Consider the following 19,216-nt stretch of genomic DNA (forward strand, 5'->3'; position numbering starts at 1 on the left):
TCATCGATCCACCAACCCGGGCCACGGTGGATGTAAGAAGCAACATCCACCCTACGCATTGCGTCCAGGCGGTGTCAGGTAAGCCGCCGTTGCGCCACGATTGGCCTCGCTGGCCTTGAACTCCATCTTGGCGATGCTGCGCAGATGCACCTGATCGGGACCATCGGCGAAGCGCAAGGCCCGCCCGCCGGTCCACATGTCCGCCAACGGCGTGTCCGGCGTCAGGCCCATTGCGCCATAGACCTGCATGGCGCGATCGGTAACGTTGGTCAGCATTCTCGGCACCAATGCCTTGATCATCGAGATCTCCTTTCGCGCCGCCTTGGCGCCGACCTCGTCGATCATCCAGGCGGTTTTCAAGACCAGCAGACGCGCCTGTTCGATCTCGATGCGCGACTCGGCGATCCAGTCGCCGATATTCGAGTACTGCTGCAGATACTTGCCGAACGCCTTGCGCTCCTGGCAGCGCTCGACCATCAGCTCCAGCGCCAGCTCGGCCATGCCGATCGAGCGCATGCAGTGGTGAATACGCCCCGGCCCAAGCCGCGCCTGCGCCATCATGAACCCCTCGCCCTCCTTGCCCAGCAGATTGCTTGCCGGCACTCGCACGTTGCGCAGGACCAGTTCGCTGTGGCCCTCCGGCGCCAGGTGATTCATCACCGGGATGTTGCGCACCAGCTCGACACCGGGCGTGTTGAACGGCACCAGAATCATGCTCTGCTGCTGATGGGGCTCCGCACCCGGGTCGGTCTTGCCCATCACGATCAGCAGCTTGCAGTTGGGGTGCGAGGCGTTGGTGATGAACCACTTGCGTCCATTGATCACGTAGTCGTCGCCATCACGGCGTATCAGTGTCTGGATATTGGTGGCATCGGAGGACGGTACGTCCGGTTCGGTCATGGCGAAGGCCGAGCGGATCTCTCCGTCAAGCAAGGGATTCAACCAGCGCTGGCGCTGCTCCGGCGTGGCGAACATGTGCAGCAGCTCCATGTTCCCGGTATCCGGCGCATTGCAGTTGAACACCTCCGACGCCCAGTGCACGCGCCCCATGATCTCCGCCAGCGGCGCGTACTCCAGATTGCGCAGCGCCATGCCCGGCTCATCCTCGCCGAGCGAAGGCAGGAACAGGTTCCACAGCCCTTCCGAGCGCGCCAGCGCCTTGAGATCCTCCATGAAGGAGACGGGGTAAGCGCCGGCCGCGACCTCCATATGCCAGGCTCCGATACGCGGCACGATGTATTGATCCATGAACGCGAGAAGCTGCTGACGCAGCGCTTCGACACGTGGGCTATAGGCAAAATGCATCGGATACCTCGGCGATCTGACGGGTCAGGAATGCAATCACCATAGGCGCGGTTAGCAGGAAAAAGAACGAGTCTAAAGCGGCTGAATCAGCCGCCAATCACGGTCGCTGATAGCGCCGCGGCATTGACCGAGGTCATCGTCTGCCAGGCGCCGATGCACTAGGCCCACGCTTACCAGTGCAGGTAGAACATCCCTTTGGCCAGCAGCACGATGCCCACCATCTGCGCGAAGATCGCCCAGTGGATGCGCCGATAGCGAGCCGGCGTCATGCGCCCGCTGCGCAATAGCATGGCGACCATGCCAAAGGTGAAAAAGACACCCACCGCCAACAGGATCTTCAGCGACAGCAAGGTCGCGAAGCTGCTGGCGAAGGGGTCGGCCAACACCTGGCGGTGATACCAGGCCAGACCGATACCGGCGCCGTAAACAAACAGCACGACCCAGTGCAGCACCACCCGCAGACGTGCGCCGACCGCCTTGTCGACCTTCTGCATCAGCTCCGGCTCGATCTGCTGGCGCACGCGGCTGAGCACCGCGACCTCGACGAACAAGGTGCCGATGAAGAAAATGGCCGCCAGCAGATGAATGACATGCAGCAGGGAATAGCTCATCACGGCTCCTTCGGTTGTGATGCCGGCCAGCCTAGCAAAGCCACCGGCAGAACAGGCTAGCGATTCAGTGCCGTCAGGTCGCCGCCCTCGGGTTGCACTTGCTGTCCGGCGAGCAGACCGTTGTTCGACGTCCGCAACCGCGTCCGACTGCCATCGTCCTTCTCGATCACATACAGGGTTTGCTCCAGCCCGGCCGCCTCCTGCCCCCCTGCCCGGCCAGATAGCCCAGGCCACCACCGATCAGCGCACCGATGGGTCCGCCAGCAGCTGCTCCCAGCATGAATCCGCTGAGCCCACCGAAACCACCACCGACAACGCGGTCCTCATGCGCCGACACCACCTCAGCGGCGCCAGCCAGCGAGCTGACCAGCAGGGTTGCGCAGGTAACCAAAGCGACTAGATTCTTCATGCAATGCTCCGTTGTGTGTTGTGTCGTTCCCCTGTACACAGTCATGAAGCGTGCCGCTTTTAAAAGCATTTGAATTCAACTACTTAACTAGGTGTATGTATTTTTTACCCCGCCTTAATAGGTACCAAAGACCATTATGTTAGGTACTTTTCACCACATACTCAGATACTCCTTATCAAGGAGGCCGACCGAGTGATCCACTGCAAACGCGCCTATGAGCCGCCTGCACCTGATGACGGCCATCGGGTGCTGGTCGATCGCCTATGGCCACGCAACCGGCGCAAGGAAACGCTGGCGCTGGATGACTGGTGCAAGACGCTGGCGCCCTCGAACGAACTGAGGCGCGCCTTCAAGGCTGGCGAACTGACCTTCGAGAGTTTTCGGGAAGCGTACCGGCGTGAACTGGCGAGCCACCCGGAGCACTGGTGGCCGCTGTTGGACATCGCGGCCAGAGGTCCACTGACGCTGGTCTACGCCGCGCGCGATGAACAGCACAACAACGCGCAGGTGCTCGCCGAGTGGCTGGAAGAGGAGCTGGGGCGACGTGGCGCGCCCACATCGCCCACCTGCTATGCCGGCGAGCCGATGGCCTGATTGCCCGAAAGTCTGTCGCGCCGTCATCGAGCGCCCCAGGACCTCGACAGCGCAGCGATACACGCAACGAACGACATGCGACTGCCTGCCTGCGACCCGCGTCCGTGCTCACTGACGCTGGTCGCTACGGCGATGTGCTTCAATGCATCAACAGCGTGCCGCCAGGAGCCCCCGCATGCAGGTCGAGCTGCTCGAAATACGCGACCATCTGAGTCGCTTCGCCCCCTTCGACGGTCTGCCGGACGACACGCTCGACGAAATCGCGCGACAGATCGAGGTCGGCTATTTCAAGGCCGGCAGCGACATTCTTCGCTACGGCGAGACGATCTCGGACCTGCATTACATCCGCAGTGGCGCCGTTGAGGTCTACCGGCGTAACGGCGAACTGTACAACCGCCTGTCCGAGGGCGAAGTATTCGGCCAGTTCGGCCTGCTGCGCGGCCACAAGGTGCGCCTGCCGGCACGGGCGATTGAAGACAGCCTGATTTACTTCGTTCCCGGCCTGTTGTTCGAGCAACTGTGCGAGGCCAATGACGCCTTCGCCGACTTTGTCGAGGCCGAGGGCCAGTCGCGCCTGAAGGTGGAAGAGCCGCAGGGCAAGGCCAGCGAGCTGATGAAGATCAAGGTCCGCAAGCTGGTCACCCGGCGCACCGTCAGCGTGCCGCTGGGCACCAGCGTGCAGGAGGCCGCGCAGGTGATGACCGAGCATGGCGTGTCCTCACTGGTGATTCTCGGCCCGTCGCCGAACGCGGACGAGTCATCCAGCCTTCAGGTCATGACCGGCATCACCACTGACCGCGACCTGCGCACGCGGGTGTTGGCCGAAGGACTGCCGCTGGATACGCCGGTCGACCAAGTGATGTCACCCAACCCGATCACCATCCAGGCCGACGATTCGGTGTTCGAGGCCATGCTCAGCATGCTGCGCAACAACATCCATCACCTGCCGGTGATGTATCGCCAGCGCCCGGTCGGGGTGATCAACCTGTCGGACATCATCAAATACGAATCGCAAAGCAGCCTGTATCTGGTCAACAGCATCTTCAACAAACAGTCGGTCGCCGAGCTGCAGGGCCTGGTGCCGGACCTGCGCGCCACCTTCCTGCGCATGGTCAACGAAGAAGCCACGGCACACATGATCGGCAGCGCCATGTCCGGCATCGGTCGCAGCCTTACCCATCGTCTGCTGGAGCTGGCCGAACAGCGGCTGGGACCGCCACCAGTGCCCTACTGCTACATGGTGTTGGGGTCGATGGCACGCGACGAGCAACTGATCGTCACCGATCAGGACAACGCCCTGGTCCTCGACAACCGTTTCGATCCGCGCATCCATGACGAGTATTTCCTGCAGCTGGCGAGCTTCGTCAGCGACGGCCTGGCAGCCTGCGGCTACACATACTGCAAGGGCGGCATCATGGGGAGCAACGCCAAGTGGCGCCAACCGCTGCGGGTCTGGAGGGGCTACTTCACCCAATGGATCGAGCAACCCAATCCTGAAACGCTGCTCAACAGCTCGATCTTCTTCGACCTCAGCAGCGTCTACGGAGAGGCCGGACTCGTGGAAAGCCTCAAGGATCTGATCGCGCAAAAGGCCAGCAGCAACCCGCTGTTTCTCGCCGCCCTTGCACGCAACGCGCTCAACCGCACGCCACCGCTAGGGTTCTTCCGCACCTTCGTGATGGAAAAAGACGGCCAGCAGAACAACATAATCAACCTCAAGGGGCGCGGCACCGCGCCGCTGACCGACCTGATCCGGGTGCATGCTCTGGCGGTCGGCTCCAAGGCGCAGAATTCCCAGGACCGTCTGGAGGCCATTGCGGCCACCAAGCTGCTGACCGAAGACGCCATCACCCAGCTGCGCAATGCCCTGGAATTCCTCTCCATCGTGCGCATCCGTCATCAGGCCATGGACTTGCTGGAGGGACGCGAGCCGGATAACTACATCGAGCCGGAACAGATTGACGCCAACGAACGACACAACCTCAAGTCGGCTTTCCAGGTGCTCAGCAATGCGCAGCAGTTCCTGCGCTTCCGCTATCCGGGCCAACTTCCAAGCCGGCCGCTATGAAGCGTAGCGGATCTCGTACGGCCCCCGACTGGCCAGCCGTGTTTGCCCAGCTCGCGCGCACGGCCCGCGACCCGCGCCTGGTCCGTTTCTACGAGGCCGGTACGGTCAGTGCCGACACGCCACTGGAGCAGGTGCCCTTGCTCGCTCTGGACGTCGAGACCACCGGCCTGGACAGCCAGCGCGACTCCATCGTCAGCCTTGGCCTGATGCCCTTCGACCTGCAGCGGATCCGCTGCAGCGAGGCCAGTTATTGGGTCGTCAAGCCGGTGTGCGAACTGAGCAGTCAATCGATCACCTTTCACCACATCACGCACTCGGATGTCAGCAACGCACCGAGGTTGGCCCACGTGCTCGACGAACTGCTGGAGAAAATGGCTGGCAGGATCATGGTGGTGCATTACCGCAGCATCGAGCGGCGCTTTCTCGACCAGGCCGTGCACCACCTCCTGGGCGAAGGCCTGCAGTTTCCGGTGATCGATACGATGCAGCTGGAAGCACGGCTGCACCCGCGCCGACGTGGCTGGCTGCGCCGAGTGCTCAGCACCAAGCGGCCCGTATCGATCCGCCTGGCCGACAGCCGCCTGCGCTATAACCTGCCGCTGTACCAGGCCCACCATGCCCTGACCGATGCCCTGGCTACCGCCGAGCTGTTGCAGGCGCAGTCGGCCCTTCATTACCCACCGACCACTGCGGTAGGCGATCTTTGGAATTGAAAAGGCGCGACCGCTACTAACGGTCGCGCCTTTTCGGATCGCCTGCCAGGCGGCCGGGCCGCCTGGACATAGGCCTAAGCCACTACCGAGGCTCGCTCATCAGTCCCTTGACGATGGACACGCAGCCAACCAGCAGAACGACGGTGAATGGCAGACCGGTGGATACCGCCATGGCCTGCAAGGCGACCAGACCGCCGCCGAGCAACAGTGAAGCAGCCACTCCACCCTGCAACACAGCCCAGAATGCCCGCTGCGGTACCGGCGCGTTAATCTTGCCACCCGCTGTGATGGTATCGATCACCAACGACCCCGAGTCAGACGAGGTGATGAAGAACACCACCACCAGCACAATGCCGACAAAGGAGCTGATTTCCGCCAGCGGCAATTGCCCGAGCATGACGAACAGTTTCAGCTCAAGCGCTGCATCCTGGACGCCGGTAAAGCCCTCGTTAACAAACTGACCCAACGCGGTGCCACCGAACGAGGTCATCCACAGTACCGATACCAGCGATGGCACCAGCAGGACGGCGATCAGGAATTCACGTACCGAGCGGCCACGGCTGACCCGGGCGATGAACATACCAACGAACGGCGACCAGCTGATCCACCAAGCCCAGTAGAACGCAGTCCAGCCTTGGCTGAAGTTGGCGTCAGCACGGCCTATCGGATTGGATAGCGCCGGCAGGTTGACCAGATAACTACCAAGGTTGCTGAAGAAGCCGGTGAAGATCGCCAAGGTCGGGCCGACGATGATGATGAACAGCAGCAGCAGCAGTGCCAGCACCATGTTGAATTCCGACAGGCGCTTGACCCCCTTGTCCAGTCCCGCCAGCACAGACATCAGCGCGAGGGCAGTGATACCCGCGACCAGCAGCACCTTGCTGGTATCTGTATTGGGCATACCGAACAGAGATTCGAGGCCGGCCGCCGCTTGCTGAGCCCCAATGCCCAATGATGTAGCAAGGCCAAACAGGGTGGCAAATACCGCAAGAATGTCGATTAAATGACCCGGCCAGCCCCAAACCCGCTCACCAAGCAGCGGGTAAAAGATCGAGCGAATGCTCAGCGGCAAACCTTTGTTGAACGAGAACAGCGCCAGAGCCAACGCGACGACGGCGTAGATCGCCCAAGGGTGCAGGCCCCAGTGGAAGATGGTGGCAGCCATACTCAGGCTAGCCGCAGCCTGTGCATCGCCAGCAGCGGCGCCCAGCGGTGCCCAGTCGGTACGTACGCCGTTCTCTACAGTGGTGCCGCCCATAGCCGTGGAGAAATGCGACATGGGTTCGGAAACGCCGTAGAACATCAGACCGATGCCCATGCCGGCGGCGAACAACATGGAGAACCACCCGATATAGGAATAGTCCGGCTTCGCATCCGTGCCGCCCAGGCGAACTTTACCCAGTGGTGAGAGGATGAGCCCCACGCACAACAGCACGAAAATGTTCGCCGACCCGATGAAGAACCACGCCAGATTGCCAGTCAGCCAGTCGCGCATGGCGGTAAACACCGGCTCGACTTCGCTGCGCAGGGCAAGGGTAACGATCACAAAGAAAACGATTGTCACTGCGGAGATGCTGAAAACCTTGCTGTGAACATCGAAAAACTTGCGTTTGATATTGTCCTGACCGATGACGTAGTCGGTATCGATCAGGTTGGCCGCCCCGGTCGGTGCGGGAATGCTTTCCACGGACGTTGCCGGGGTCTTTCCAGGATTGGTCGCCACCTGCTGTTCTCCTTATTCTGGGTTGGCACATCGGAAACAAGCACAAAGACGGCACGCCCCTCTGCTGCACACGAGCTCAGGTACGCGCTTCGCAAGAATGCTAACAGCCGAAGGGTGGCGTTAAGCGGCCAAGACCGGCATCGACGATTCCATAACCGTCATCCGTCGGAGGCAAGCCTTGCCGTCGCCTGGCGGTTGAGGTAACGCCAGGTCGAAGGTCAACCGGCTGGCAACTGCCCTGAACCAGCATGCCTGTGTGACAGGCTGCCCGGCTGCCGAAGGGCTGGAAGCAATACCGTTTCGTCAGGAAGGCCGTCGCGCCAGCGCTAATAACAGTGCGGGATGGAACGAGGGCGGGTGAAAGGAACGACAACGCGCTCGCCGACCCCGGATGTCGGCGAGCCGAGTGGCTGAGGATCAGCGCTTGCGATTGACCGTCAATGCGGCGCGGATCACGTCGGCGCCGATCTCGCTTTCGTAGGCCTGCCAGACCGGCATCATCTTTTCACGCCAGGCTTCGCGCTGCTCGGCCGTCAAGGCGATCAGCTTGCTGCTGCCGCTGGCGAGGATTCGGTCGCGGTCGCGCTGGTTCAGCGCGGCGGCCTCCTTATTCACCGCCTGGGTGACCTCGAGGATGATGCCTTCGAGCTCGGAGCGTACTGCAAAGGGCATGCTCATCCAGAACTTCGAGCTGGTCACCAGCATATAGTTGAGCACCCCGTGATTGCTCTCGGTGATGAACGGCTGAACCTTGTGCATGTTCTGGCTGGCGATGTTCGACCAGGGGTTCTCCGCGCCCTGGACCACACCGGCCTGCAGCGACTTGTAGACCTCGGCAAACGGCAGCACCACCGGCTTGGCCCCGACCGCATTGAACTGCGCTTCCAGTACCGCCGAGGGCTGTATGCGAAACGCCAAGCCGGCGGCGTCGCCTGGCAGACGCAGCGCCTGCGTGGCAGAAAGCTGCTTCAGACCGTTGTTCCAGTAGGCCAGGCCATAGATCCCCGAGTCGGCCATGGAGCGCAGCAGATCACGGCTCGTCTCACGCGACTGGAAACGCTGGACGGCGGCCTCGTCGTCGAACAGAAACGGCAGGTCGAACACCTGCAGCTTCTTCGTGTACTTGCCAAACTTCGACAGGGACGGCGCGAGGATCTGCACCTCATTGTTCAGCAGCGCCTGCATCTCCTCGGCATCACCGACCAGTGTCGAGTTCGGGTACACCTCGACCTTGACCTTGCCCGCCAGGCGCTCGTGCACCAGCTTCTGGAACAGCAAGGCGCCTTTGCCCTTGGGCGTGTCGTCCGCCACCACGTGGGCGAACTTGATAACGAAAGGCTCCCCATCGGCCGCCATGACCGAGGCACTCAACCCACACAGGACCGCGACCAACGCAGCAACACAAGACTTGAACATCTGACCCCCAACGGGAATAGCCCGAATCGACGCCTTGTGAGCACCGTTCGAGCAGTTATCGAATAACGACGGGACCTGACTCACACCGTGGCGTGGTCGGTCCATTCTTTGGTTTGAGTTAGCCAGATCATCTCGACTGCGGCGGTCGGCGCCTGGCCTTTATTGGAATGCGGGTGACGTCGAACCGGGTGCGGAGCGACTGTGCCAACCGAGGCGGAAAGTCTTGGCCATCACCCTTGATGGCACAAGCACCAGAAAGTCCAACCAGCTCTCAAAACAGCACATCTCACTCATCGGAACGGCCGAACTTTCGATCCGCTGCCCCTTTCTACAGGCAACACCCTCAGCCATCCGGTCAGCCATGAACGAGTTTTCGACCCCCTCCTCGCAAAACCCCGCCGTGATCGACTGCCTGATAGTCGGTGGCGGGCCGGGCGGACTGACGGCGGCGCTCTACCTCGCGCGCTTCCGCCGCAGTTGCATGGTCATCGATGCCGGCTCCAGCCGTGCCTCATGGATACCGCGATCGCATAACTACCCAGGCTTCCCGCCGGGCATCAACGGCAATGACCTGCTCGCCCGCCTGCGTGAACAGGCCAGGGGCTATGGCGCGCGGCTCGAGCAAGGCCGGGTCGAGCACATCGAGCCACATGCCGACGGCTTCAGCGTGCGCTATGGCGATGCCACCTGCGTGACCCGACGGATTATCCTCGCCACCGGGATCGAGGACACCCTGCCGGACATGCCGGATGTCGAGCAGGCCATCGGTGAGGGCAAGGTGCGGCTGTGTGCGATCTGCGATGGTTATGAGGTCGACGGTGACAATGTCGCGGTCTACGGCGAAGCAGAAAATGCCATCAGCCATGCGGTATTCCTGCGTACCTTCACCGATCGCGTCACGGTGGTGGTGCATGGCGAGCCCAATGCCTGCGACCAGGCCATCGCGCTGGCCGAGCACTACGATATCCGCGTGATCAGCGACCGCGTCGAGTCACTACACCTCTGCGAGACCGGGATCGAACTGCTGACCTGCAGTGGCGAACGGCACCATTTCGACATCATCTACCCCAGCCTGGGCGCGCGGTTTCGCTCCGACCTGGCGCTGCAGCTGGGCGTCGACTGTGACGAGTGCGGCGGCATCTGGGTGGACGACCACCTGCAAACCACCATGCGCGGCCTCTATGCCATCGGCGATGTAACCATGGGCCTGAAGCAGATGAGTGTTGCCATCGGCCAGGCGGCGCAGGCGGCGACGGCCGTGCACAACAGCCTCGAAGCCAACCCTTGGGGCGGCACCGAGGCGACTCGTTGAAAAAGCGAGCGCAACGGCGACTTTTGCACCAGCCCGATGGCAGCGACGGTCTAGGCTGAATACAAGCCTGTTCGCTTCGGAGCCTTTCATGTCACTCAGCGTATTCGACCTGTTCAAGATCGGTATCGGGCCGTCCAGCTCGCATACGGTGGGACCGATGCGCGCCGCGTTACGGTTTGCCGAGGGGCTCAGGCGTGACAACCTGTTGGCCGTCACCGAACACCTGAAGGTCGAGCTGTACGGCTCGCTCGGTGCCACCGGCAAGGGCCATGGCAGTGACAAGGCCGTTTTACTGGGCCTTGAAGGCGAGCGGCCCGAGGACGTCGATACCGACGCCATCTCCCCTCGCATGGCAGCGATGCGCGAATCCCACGAGCTGCGCCTGCTGGGCGAAAAACTCATTCGCTTCGAGACCGGCAATGACCTGCAATTCATCCGCAAGCCATTGGCATTCCACCCCAACGGCATGATCTTTCGCGCGTTCGACGCCGCCGGGCTGCAGTTGCGCAGCCGCGAATACTATTCGGTCGGCGGCGGCTTCGTGGTCGACGAGCAAGCCGCTGGCAACGACCGCATCGTCGAGGACCAGACTGTCCTGCCCTATCCCTTTCACAGCGCCGACGAGCTGCTCGCGTTATGCGACGAGCATGGCTTATCCATCAGCCAGCTGATGCTGGCCAACGAAGCCGCCTGGCGCTCGGAAGCCGAAACACGGGCGGGGCTACTGAAGATCTGGCAAGTGATGCAGGAATGCGTAAAGGCCGGGTGCAACACCGAAGGGGTAATGCCCGGCGGGCTCAAGGTCGAGCGCCGCGCCGCCGGCCTCTACCGTCAGCTCAGCGAGCACCCCGAAGCCAACCTGCGTGACGCACTCAGCGTACTCGACTGGGTCGACCTCTACGCGCTGGCCGTCAACGAGGAGAACGCCGCGGGCGGCCGTGTGGTGACGGCGCCCACCAACGGCGCCGCCGGGATAGTGCCTGCCCTGTTGCACTACTACATGCGCTTTATCCGCGGCGCCAACGAAGACGGCGTTGTGCGTTTCCTACTGACCGCGGCGGCCATCGGCATCCTCTACAAGGAAAATGCCTCGATCTCCGGGGCCGAAGTCGGCTGCCAGGGCGAAGTGGGCGTGGCCTGCTCCATGGCTGCCGGCGCCTTGTGCGAAGTGCTGGGCGGTACGCCGCAGCAGGTCGAGAATGCGGCCGAGATCGGCATGGAGCACAACCTCGGGCTCACCTGCGACCCGGTGGGCGGGTTGGTTCAGGTGCCCTGCATCGAGCGCAACGCCATGGGCGCGGTCAAGGCGATCAACGCGGCACGCATGGCCTTGCGTGGCAACGGCAAACACTTCATCTCGCTGGACAAGGTGATCCGCACCATGCGCCAGACCGGCGCCGATATGAAGAGCAAGTACAAGGAAACCGCCCGTGGCGGGCTGGCGGTAAATATCATCGAGTGCTAACTCCACTTGCGGCTCATCACTGTCCGTTTCTTTGGCAGTAATCCGCATCGCGAAGCTTTATCATCCGTTCAGCAGTGTCTGGGGTGGCAAAGGAATCCATCCGAGGTCTCGCTGTCTTCCCTGTATATCGCCCGCCCCGGAAAGACCCGGAAATAATGCTGAGGATTTGATGACCACCAGCCATGAGGCGTCCACGCCGAAAAATAGCCAGCTCACCCGCAGCACCCTGAAGTTCCCGGTAGTCGGGATCGGGGCCTCGGCCGGCGGCCTCACGGCGTTGCTGACCCTCTTTGAACACATGCCCAGCGACTGCGGCATGGCGTTCGTGGTGATCATGCACCTCTCACCCAAGCACGAAAGCAACGTCGACAAGATCCTGCAAAATGTCACCCGGATGCCGGTGTTGCAGGTCACCCAGCCGGTGCCCATCGAGCGTAACCACATCTACGTGATTCCCCCGGCCATGGACCTGTCGATGAATGACGGCTATTTGCGCTTGGCGAAGCCTGAGCGCGAGCGCGGTGCTCAGGTGGCCATCGACCTGTTCTTTCGCGCCCTGGCCGATGTGCATCACACCCACGCCATGGGCATTGTGTTGTCCGGCACCGGCGCCGACGGCTCGGTCGGGCTGGCCCGCATCAAGGAGCAAGGCGGTGTCACCCTGGCGCAGACACCGGAAGATGCCGAATACGATTCGATGCCACGCAACGCCATCGAAACCGGGATGGTGGATATCGTGCTGCCGGTTGCCGACATGCCCGAGCGGCTGGTCGAGCTGCGCCGCAACCAGGAAGTTCTGCTGAACCGGCAGGACCCGATCGCGTCGCCGGGCGACACCGAACAGGCCAACGAGGACCAGGGCGAACTGGAATCCGCCCAGGCCCATACGCAATCCAAACCCAACGAACTGGCGCTGCGCGAGATTCTCGCTGCACTCCGGGCCCGCACCGGACACGACTTCCGTCATTACAAACAGGCCACGGTGCTGCGCCGCATCGAGCGTCGCATGCAGGTCAATGCCCTGCGCGACATGCCCAGCTACGCCAAGCACCTGCAAAGCCACCCGGAAGAAACGCCGGCCCTGCTGGCCGACATGCTGATCGGCGTAACTAACTTCTTCCGCGACCGCGAGGCGTTTGAAGCGCTGGAGCGCGACATCATTCCTTCGTTGTTCGAGCGCAAACAGCACAGTGAAGACAAATCGATTCGCGTCTGGGCGGCCGCCTGCTCGACCGGTGAAGAGGCATATTCACTGGCCATGCTGTTGAACGACCAGGCGGAAGTCAGCAATGCTCATGGAGAAATCCATTCGCAGGTGTTCGCCACCGACATCGATGATCGGGCGTTGGAAACCGCTCGCGCCGGTGTCTATCCGGAAGCCATCGTGACCGACGTGCCGCCCACTCGGCTGCGACAGTACTTCATCAAGGAACAGGATCATTACCGCATGCAGAAGGAGCTGCGCGAGCGGATCCTGTTTGCCCGCCACAACATCCTGCGTGACCCGCCGTTTTCCAGACTCGATCTGATCTCCTGCCGCAACCTGATGATCTACCTGGACAGGGACATTCAGCTCGAAGTGCTGCGCATGTTTCACTTCGCCCTCAATCCAGGCGGCTACCTCTTCCTTGGCAGCTCCGAGACCGCCGATGCCTGCAGTCAGCTGTTCACGCCGGTGGACAAGAAGAACCGCATCTATCGCGCCAAGGAAGTGTCATCCGCGCTGCGCCGCGCACCCACCGGCCCGTACCACGGCTTTACGCTGAGCGCACCGAGTCGCCCGCCCTTCAGTGAACCCTCAAAACGCCACCGCAAGTTTTCCTACGCCGATGTCCACCAGCGTGCGCTCGAGCAGTACGCCCCGCCCAGCGTCATCGTTAACCAAGAAGCGGATATCGTGCACATGTCCGATCGTGCCGGGAACTTCCTGCGCTATGTCGGCGGCGAGCCTTCGCTGAACTTGACGACGCTGATACACCCGCAACTGCGGCTCGAGCTGCGCACCGCGCTGTATCAGGCGACTCACACCGGCAAGAGCGTCGAAGCGCGACGGGTTCGTCTGGAACGCGACGACCGAAGCTTCTACGTGAACATGGTGGTTCGCCCGTTCCGCGACAGCGAGGCCGGCAGCGACTACATGCTGGTGATCTTCGATGAGGTTGAAGCCTGCATGGACAGCAGTGCTCAGGAGCATTCCGACACCAAGGACAGCGTGCTGACCCAGCTCGAAGCCGAGTTGCAGCAGACCAAAGAGCAGCTGCAGATCACCATGGAGCACTCGGAAACCTCGACTGAAGAGTTGCGTGCATCCAACGAAGAACTGCAGGCGATCAATGAGGAGCTGCGCTCAGCCACCGAGGAACTGGAGACCAGCAAGGAAGAATTGCAGTCGATCAACGAAGAGCTGACCACGGTCAACTCCGAGCTCAAGGCCAAGGTCGACGAAACCAGCAAGATCAACGATGACCTGCAGAATCTGATCTCCTCAACCGACATCGCCACGGTCTTTGTCGACCGCAAGCTGCGCATCAAGTGGTTCACGCCCCGCGCACGCGAAATCTTCAACGTGATCGGCAACGATGCCGGCCGCTCACTTTCGGACATCACCCATCGTCTCGACTACCACGGGCTGCACGCGGACGCTGCGAAAGCCTTCGACGAGTTGCACCTGGTCGAGCGGGAAGTCAGGTCCAAGGACGACAACCGCTGGTTCCTCGCGCGTTTCGTGCCCTACCGCACGCAGGATGACCGCATCCAGGGTGCCGTGCTGACCTTCATCGACATCACCGACCGACGCCGTGCCGAAGAAAGCCTGCGTGCCGGTGAAGCCCATATGAAGCTCCTTGCACAGAGCACAAAGGGCTACGCCATCATCACGCTGAACTGTGAGGGCCTCATCACCACCTGGAACCGTGGCGCGGAGAAGATATTCGGCTACGGCGAGCAGGATGTGATCGGCAAGAGCATCGACATGCTCTATACCGAAGAGGACCGCAACCAGGGTGTGCCCAGCGCTGAACGACAGCGTGCCCTTGAACAAGGCCAATCCGCCGATGAGCGCTGGCATGTGCGTCAGGATGGCAGTCGGTGCTTTTTCAGCGGCCTGGTCAACCCGCTGGTGGATAACGACGGCAAGGTTATCGGTTTTGCCAAGATCGCCCGCGACCTCACCGAGGAGCGCGAGCAGGAGGCCCACCAGCGCAACGAGCTGGAAAACATCCAGGCTGCCAACATGCAGAAGGATCAGTTTTTCGCCGTGCTGTCGCACGAGCTCAAGCACCCGCTGAACCTGATCCAGCTCAACACCGACCTGGTCGCGCGCTCCCAGGCCGCGAAAAACTTCCCAAGCCTGCGCAAGGCAACCCAGTCGATTCAGAACGCGGTTCGCAGCCAGTCACGGATCATCGACGACCTGATGGACGTGTCCCGCATCCGTACCGGCAAGCTCAAGCTGCAATTCTCGACCTTGAATTACCAAGAGGTCCTGCGCGGCATCGAAGCGGTGTTCGCCCCGCTGGCGCAAGCCGAGAACGTCACGTTCGAGGTGCTCAAACCCGAGCAGCCGATCTATGTTCTTGCCGACCCGACACGGCTCGATCAGATCATCTGGAACCTGCTGAACAATGCCTGGAAGTTCACCAAAGGCGGCGAGCGCATCTGCATGCAGCTGGAGCGCGACGGCGAACAGGCGCGGCTGGATGTCATCGACAGCGGCGAAGGCATATCAGCAGACTTCCTACCCAAGGTGTTCGACATGTTCGGCCAGGCGGAAATGCAACATGCGCAGCGCTCCAAGCATGGCCTGGGGATCGGCCTGGCGCTGGTCAAGCAACTGGTAGAAGCCCATGGCGGCCGTATCGAAGCCTTTTCCGAAGGCATCGGGCGCGGTGCCCGTTTCAGCGTCTGGCTGCCGATCCACCTGCAGACCGAGCTGGAGCTCAGCGAGTTGGAGCACGACGGGGATATGGGAGGCTTGGCCGGCATTCGCATCCTGCTGGTAGACGACTCGCCGGACATCCTTGAAACCATGTGCGAACTGCTGGAAAGCGAAGGCGCCAAGGTCACCACCGCCGACGGCGGCGCCAAGGGCATCGAACTCGCTGAGCAGAACGCCTACGATGTGATCGTCTCCGACATCGGCATGCCGGGAATCGACGGCCACAAGATGATGACGGCGATCCGCGGCGGCAACACCAATGCCGACACGCCCGGCATCGCCCTGACCGGTTACGGCACCCTGCGCGACGTGGAAAAGGCCAAGGCCGCCGGCTTTACCCTGCACCTGCGCAAACCGATCGACCTGCAAGCGCTGATCGATGCCGTGACACAGGCCGTGCACTAGACCAGCCGCACCGCGGCTCGCTGCTCTTCACAGCAGTGAGCCCGTGCACCACACAGGGCTTCAGCTGCGCATGAGTTGCTTTTCGTAGGAGCGAGGGGGACGCCGAGTCCTTGCTCGCGAACCAGGCATGAGGCACATCACAGGTGCAACGCTCGCCTCCGATTCGCCAGCAAGCTGGCTCCTACAGACACGTGCGGCACCGCAGCAGCAGGCGCCGCCGTATCAATGCCTGAAAACCATCAAACCCACGCGCTGAATTAGCCTGCCGCGCGGACACGGTTTGCCTTTCGTTGGAGCGAGGGGGACGCCGAGTCCTTGCTCGCGAACCGCGGCGGCGAACACAACTCCGAGACTTCGGCCGACCTCCGCTTCGCCAGCAAGCTGGCTCCTACAGGTGCGTGCTACCGCGGCCGCTGGGAGCCGTAGCGATGGGCCAGCGATCACCGAAGCAGGATGCAAATCCATCACACGAGCACAATCTTGCTTTTCGTAGGAGCCAGCTTGCTGGCGATCCGGTGCGTCAAATGCAACACCTCTGCGGCGCCCACCTCCGCTTCGCCAGCAAGCTGGCTCCTACAGACAGGTGCTGCGCCGCAACGGCGATCAGCCTTCCTTGCCGATCCCGTATCCGCGCAGCTTGTTTGCCACGGTGGTGTGCGAAACGCCAAGGCGTTTGCCCAGCAGCCGGCTGCTGGGATGGCGTTGATACAGCTCCTGCAACACCGCCTTTTCGAAGCGGCCGACGATGCAGTCCAGATCGCCGTCCAGCGAGAAGTCACCCAGCGGTTGCGGTGAGCCGTAGTCCGGCAGGCGAATGTGTTCGGGCTTGACCACCCCGCCCTCGCACAGCGAAACCGCCTGGAACAGCGTGTTTTCCAGCTGCCGCACGTTACCTGGCCAGTGATAGCCGGCCAGCCGCTCCAGCGCCTTGGGTGACAGGCTCGGCAAGGCGCAGCCGATCTGCCGGCTGGCCTGATCGAGGAAGTGCTGCACCAGCGGTTCCAGGCCATCCAGGCATTCACGCAGCGGGGGAATGTGCAGCGAGAGGACGTTGAGCCGGTGATACAGGTCCTGGCGAAACTCGCCCCTGGCGCAGAGTTCGGACAGATCAAGCTGCGTCGCGCAGATCACCCGCACATCGAGATAGACCTCCTCGTCACTGCCCACCCGTCGAAAGCAGCCGTCCTGCAGAAAGCGCACGAGTTTGGCCTGCAAACGCGTACTCATCTCGCCGACCCCATCGAGGAACAGGGTGCCGCCGGTGGTCAGCTCCAGCAGACCGAGCTTGCCTTCCGGACGCGCGCCTTCAAAGGCGCCAGGGCCGTAGCCGAACAGCTCGGTCTCGGCCATGGATTCCGGCAGGCCGGCGCAATTGAGCGCCATGAACGGCGACTGCCCTCGCGGGCTGGACAGGTGACAGGCGCGCGCCAGCAGCTCCTTGCCCGTGCCGGTCTCGCCCTCGATCAGCAGCGGCGCATCCAGCGGCGCCATGCGGCGTGCTTCACGGACCACGGCGGCCATCACTTTGGAACTCTGGAAAATACTGTCGAAGCCGCGCAGTTCCTGCTTGCGCACGTTATAGATGCGCTCGCCGACACGGTCGGCGCGGTGCAGCGTGAGCACGGCGCCTGCCAGGGCTTCACTGTCATCATGCTCCGACTGCAACGGCGCGATGTCAGCGAGAAACACATCGCCCTTGATGGTGACGCGCAGGCCGTTGATGCGTGCCTTGTTCGCTCGCACCAGCTCCGGCAGGTCGAAATCCTCGGCGTAGCGCGACAGGCTCATGCCCGGCACCTCATCCACGCGAACCCCGAGCAGCTGCGCCGCGGCACGGTTGGCCGCCACGATGGCACCGGCCATGTCGATGGAGAGCACTGGAAACTCCAGCGCGCCCAGCAGCGCATTGAGCTCCAGCGAATGCCGTTCGCTGGGCATGAGGCCTACCTTGCGCACCTCGAATACGCCTTGCAGCGCTTCGATCTTCGGCCGCAGCGCCTGGAGCTGCAGGTTCATCAGGTTGGGGCAATGCAGGTAGACCGCATTGCCGTGCTCACCGCCGACTTCGCCGCGCGCCACGTTGATACCGTAGTCGACCAGCAGTTCGAGCATGTCACGGAGGATGCCAATGCGGTTCTGGCAATGAATCTTGATACGCATGCAAGGGTGCCTTTGGGCTTGTTGTTATAGGCGGTATCAGATTTTCTGCTGATCACCGCTGATTTTCGTCAAGATTATTTGACAGATACGCCCGCAAGCAAGGCGATTTTTGCCTGAACGCGCCCAATTGTAATCATTTCGTTACGAAAGCAAGTCCCCGCTCACGCTTCTTACCAGGGCAACGGGGCTCGCCAGAGCGGTGGCAGCGCGTTCAGATGGAGCCATTCCATAACAACAAAGACTCAGGCGGCCGCCCCGCTCAGGAGGTCAGATGAAAGCCACTCAATACGTTGCCCGCGAACCGGATGCGCAAGGCCACATCCACTATCCGGACAGCGAACATGCGGTTTGGCAAACCCTGATTGAACGTCAGCTGAAACTGCTCGACGGCCGCGCTTGCCAGGAGTATCTGGACGGCATCGAACAGCTCGCACTGCCCCATGACCGCATCCCCCAGCTGGGCGAAATCAACCGTGTGCTGGATGCGACCACCGGCTGGCAGGTCGCCCGGGTGCCGGCGCTGATTCCCTTTCAGACCTTTTTCGAGCTGCTGGCCAGCAAGCGCTTCCCGGTCGCCACCTTCATCCGCGCCCCGCAAGAACTGGATTACCTGCAGGAACCTGACGTCTTTCACGAGATCTTTGGCCATTGCCCGCTGCTGACCAACCCCTGGTTCGCCGAATTCACTCACACCTACGGCCAGCTCGGCCTCAAGGCGACCAAGGAAGAGCGCGTCTACCTGGCGCGGCTGTACTGGATGACCATCGAATTCGGCCTGGTGGAAACCTCAGCCGGCCGCCGCATCTATGGCGGCGGCATCCTCTCCTCGCCAAAGGAAACGCTCTACAGCCTTTCCGACGAACCCGAGCACCAGGTCTTCGATGTTGTCGAAGCCATGCGCACGCCTTATCGCATCGACATCCTGCAGCCGGTCTACTTCGTTCTGCCGGAGCTCAAGCGGCTGTTCGATGTGGCCCATGAAGACATCATGGCCCACGTCCGCACCGCCATGAAGCTGGGCCTGCACCAGCCGAAGTTTCCACCTAAAGCGGCGTAGGGTGGATGACGCCGAAGGCTCATCCACGCGTCAATCGTTTC

At 62.0% G+C, this 19,216-nt stretch carries 12 protein-coding genes and 1 pseudogene; 7 read left to right on the forward strand and 6 right to left on the reverse strand.

Annotation, left to right across the window (positions count from 1 at the left end; translation table 11 throughout):
- Positions 1–51 precede the first annotated feature (51 nt).
- From ALTERO38_RS15945 to ALTERO38_RS15955, 3 genes and pseudogenes are all read right to left on the reverse strand, one after another.
- The gene (locus tag ALTERO38_RS15945; protein WP_159968977.1) at positions 52–1,305 is read right to left on the reverse strand and encodes an acyl-CoA dehydrogenase family protein; all 1,254 of its coding nucleotides are present in this window, start codon (positions 1,303–1,305) and stop codon (positions 52–54) included.
- 170 nt (positions 1,306–1,475) lie between these two features.
- Positions 1,476–1,916, reverse strand: a complete 441-nt coding sequence (locus ALTERO38_RS15950; protein ID WP_159968978.1) for a CopD family copper resistance protein — start codon at positions 1,914–1,916, stop codon at positions 1,476–1,478.
- A gap of 56 nt (positions 1,917–1,972) precedes the next feature.
- A pseudogene (locus ALTERO38_RS15955) lies at positions 1,973–2,325 on the reverse strand (hypothetical protein).
- 192 nt (positions 2,326–2,517) lie between these two features.
- Between ALTERO38_RS15955 and ALTERO38_RS15960 the strand changes: the two are divergent.
- From ALTERO38_RS15960 to ALTERO38_RS15970, 3 genes are all read left to right on the forward strand, one after another.
- Positions 2,518–2,919: a DUF488 domain-containing protein gene (locus tag ALTERO38_RS15960; RefSeq protein WP_159968979.1), complete on the forward strand. Its 402-nt coding sequence runs from the start codon at positions 2,518–2,520 to the stop codon at positions 2,917–2,919.
- A 175-nt stretch (positions 2,920–3,094) separates the two neighbouring features.
- Entirely contained in the window at positions 3,095–4,987 is a 1,893-nt protein-coding gene (locus ALTERO38_RS15965) for a DUF294 nucleotidyltransferase-like domain-containing protein (RefSeq protein WP_159968980.1), read from the forward strand.
- Complete coding sequence (locus ALTERO38_RS15970) at positions 4,984–5,700, forward strand: 3'-5' exonuclease (RefSeq protein ID WP_159968981.1); 717 nt, start codon at positions 4,984–4,986, stop codon at positions 5,698–5,700. Before ALTERO38_RS15965 ends, ALTERO38_RS15970 begins: the two co-directional genes overlap by 4 nt.
- Positions 5,701–5,782: 82 nt before the next feature.
- Here the strand turns inward: ALTERO38_RS15970 and ALTERO38_RS15975 are convergent, their stop codons facing one another.
- Both ALTERO38_RS15975 and ALTERO38_RS15980 read right to left on the reverse strand, forming a co-directional pair.
- Entirely contained in the window at positions 5,783–7,423 is a 1,641-nt protein-coding gene (locus ALTERO38_RS15975) for a BCCT family transporter (RefSeq protein WP_102837847.1), read from the reverse strand.
- 417 nt (positions 7,424–7,840) lie between these two features.
- Positions 7,841–8,839 (reverse strand): TRAP transporter substrate-binding protein, encoded by a 999-nt coding sequence (locus ALTERO38_RS15980; RefSeq protein ID WP_178114601.1) that lies wholly within the window; start codon positions 8,837–8,839, stop codon positions 7,841–7,843.
- Between the two features lie 361 nt (positions 8,840–9,200).
- Between ALTERO38_RS15980 and ALTERO38_RS15985 the strand changes: the two genes are divergently transcribed.
- The 3 genes from ALTERO38_RS15985 (at position 9,201) to ALTERO38_RS15995 (ending at position 15,958) form a co-directional block, all read left to right on the forward strand.
- The gene (locus ALTERO38_RS15985) at positions 9,201–10,151 is read left to right on the forward strand and encodes an NAD(P)/FAD-dependent oxidoreductase (protein WP_178114602.1); all 951 of its coding nucleotides are present in this window, start codon (positions 9,201–9,203) and stop codon (positions 10,149–10,151) included.
- A gap of 88 nt (positions 10,152–10,239) precedes the next feature.
- A complete protein-coding gene (locus ALTERO38_RS15990; RefSeq protein ID WP_148926818.1) occupies positions 10,240–11,616 on the forward strand; it encodes an L-serine ammonia-lyase in 1,377 nt (458 codons plus the stop codon).
- Positions 11,617–11,785: 169 nt separating this feature from the next.
- Positions 11,786–15,958, forward strand: a complete 4,173-nt coding sequence (locus ALTERO38_RS15995; RefSeq protein ID WP_159968982.1) for a CheR family methyltransferase — start codon at positions 11,786–11,788, stop codon at positions 15,956–15,958.
- Positions 15,959–16,561: 603 nt separating this feature from the next.
- Here ALTERO38_RS15995 and ALTERO38_RS16000 read toward each other — a convergent pair.
- The gene (locus tag ALTERO38_RS16000) at positions 16,562–18,118 is read right to left on the reverse strand and encodes a sigma-54-dependent transcriptional regulator (protein WP_159968983.1); all 1,557 of its coding nucleotides are present in this window, start codon (positions 18,116–18,118) and stop codon (positions 16,562–16,564) included.
- Between the two features lie 271 nt (positions 18,119–18,389).
- On the opposite strand from ALTERO38_RS16000, the gene phhA reads away from it, so the two are divergent.
- Positions 18,390–19,175, forward strand: coding sequence for a phenylalanine 4-monooxygenase (gene phhA, locus ALTERO38_RS16005; protein WP_159968984.1), 786 nt, complete (start codon positions 18,390–18,392; stop codon positions 19,173–19,175).
- Positions 19,176–19,216 lie beyond the last annotated feature (41 nt).

It is taken from the genome of Pseudomonas sp. 9Ag, from assembly GCF_902506445.1.
Taxonomy (GTDB): Bacteria; Pseudomonadota; Gammaproteobacteria; order Pseudomonadales; family Pseudomonadaceae; genus Stutzerimonas; species Stutzerimonas stutzeri_AB.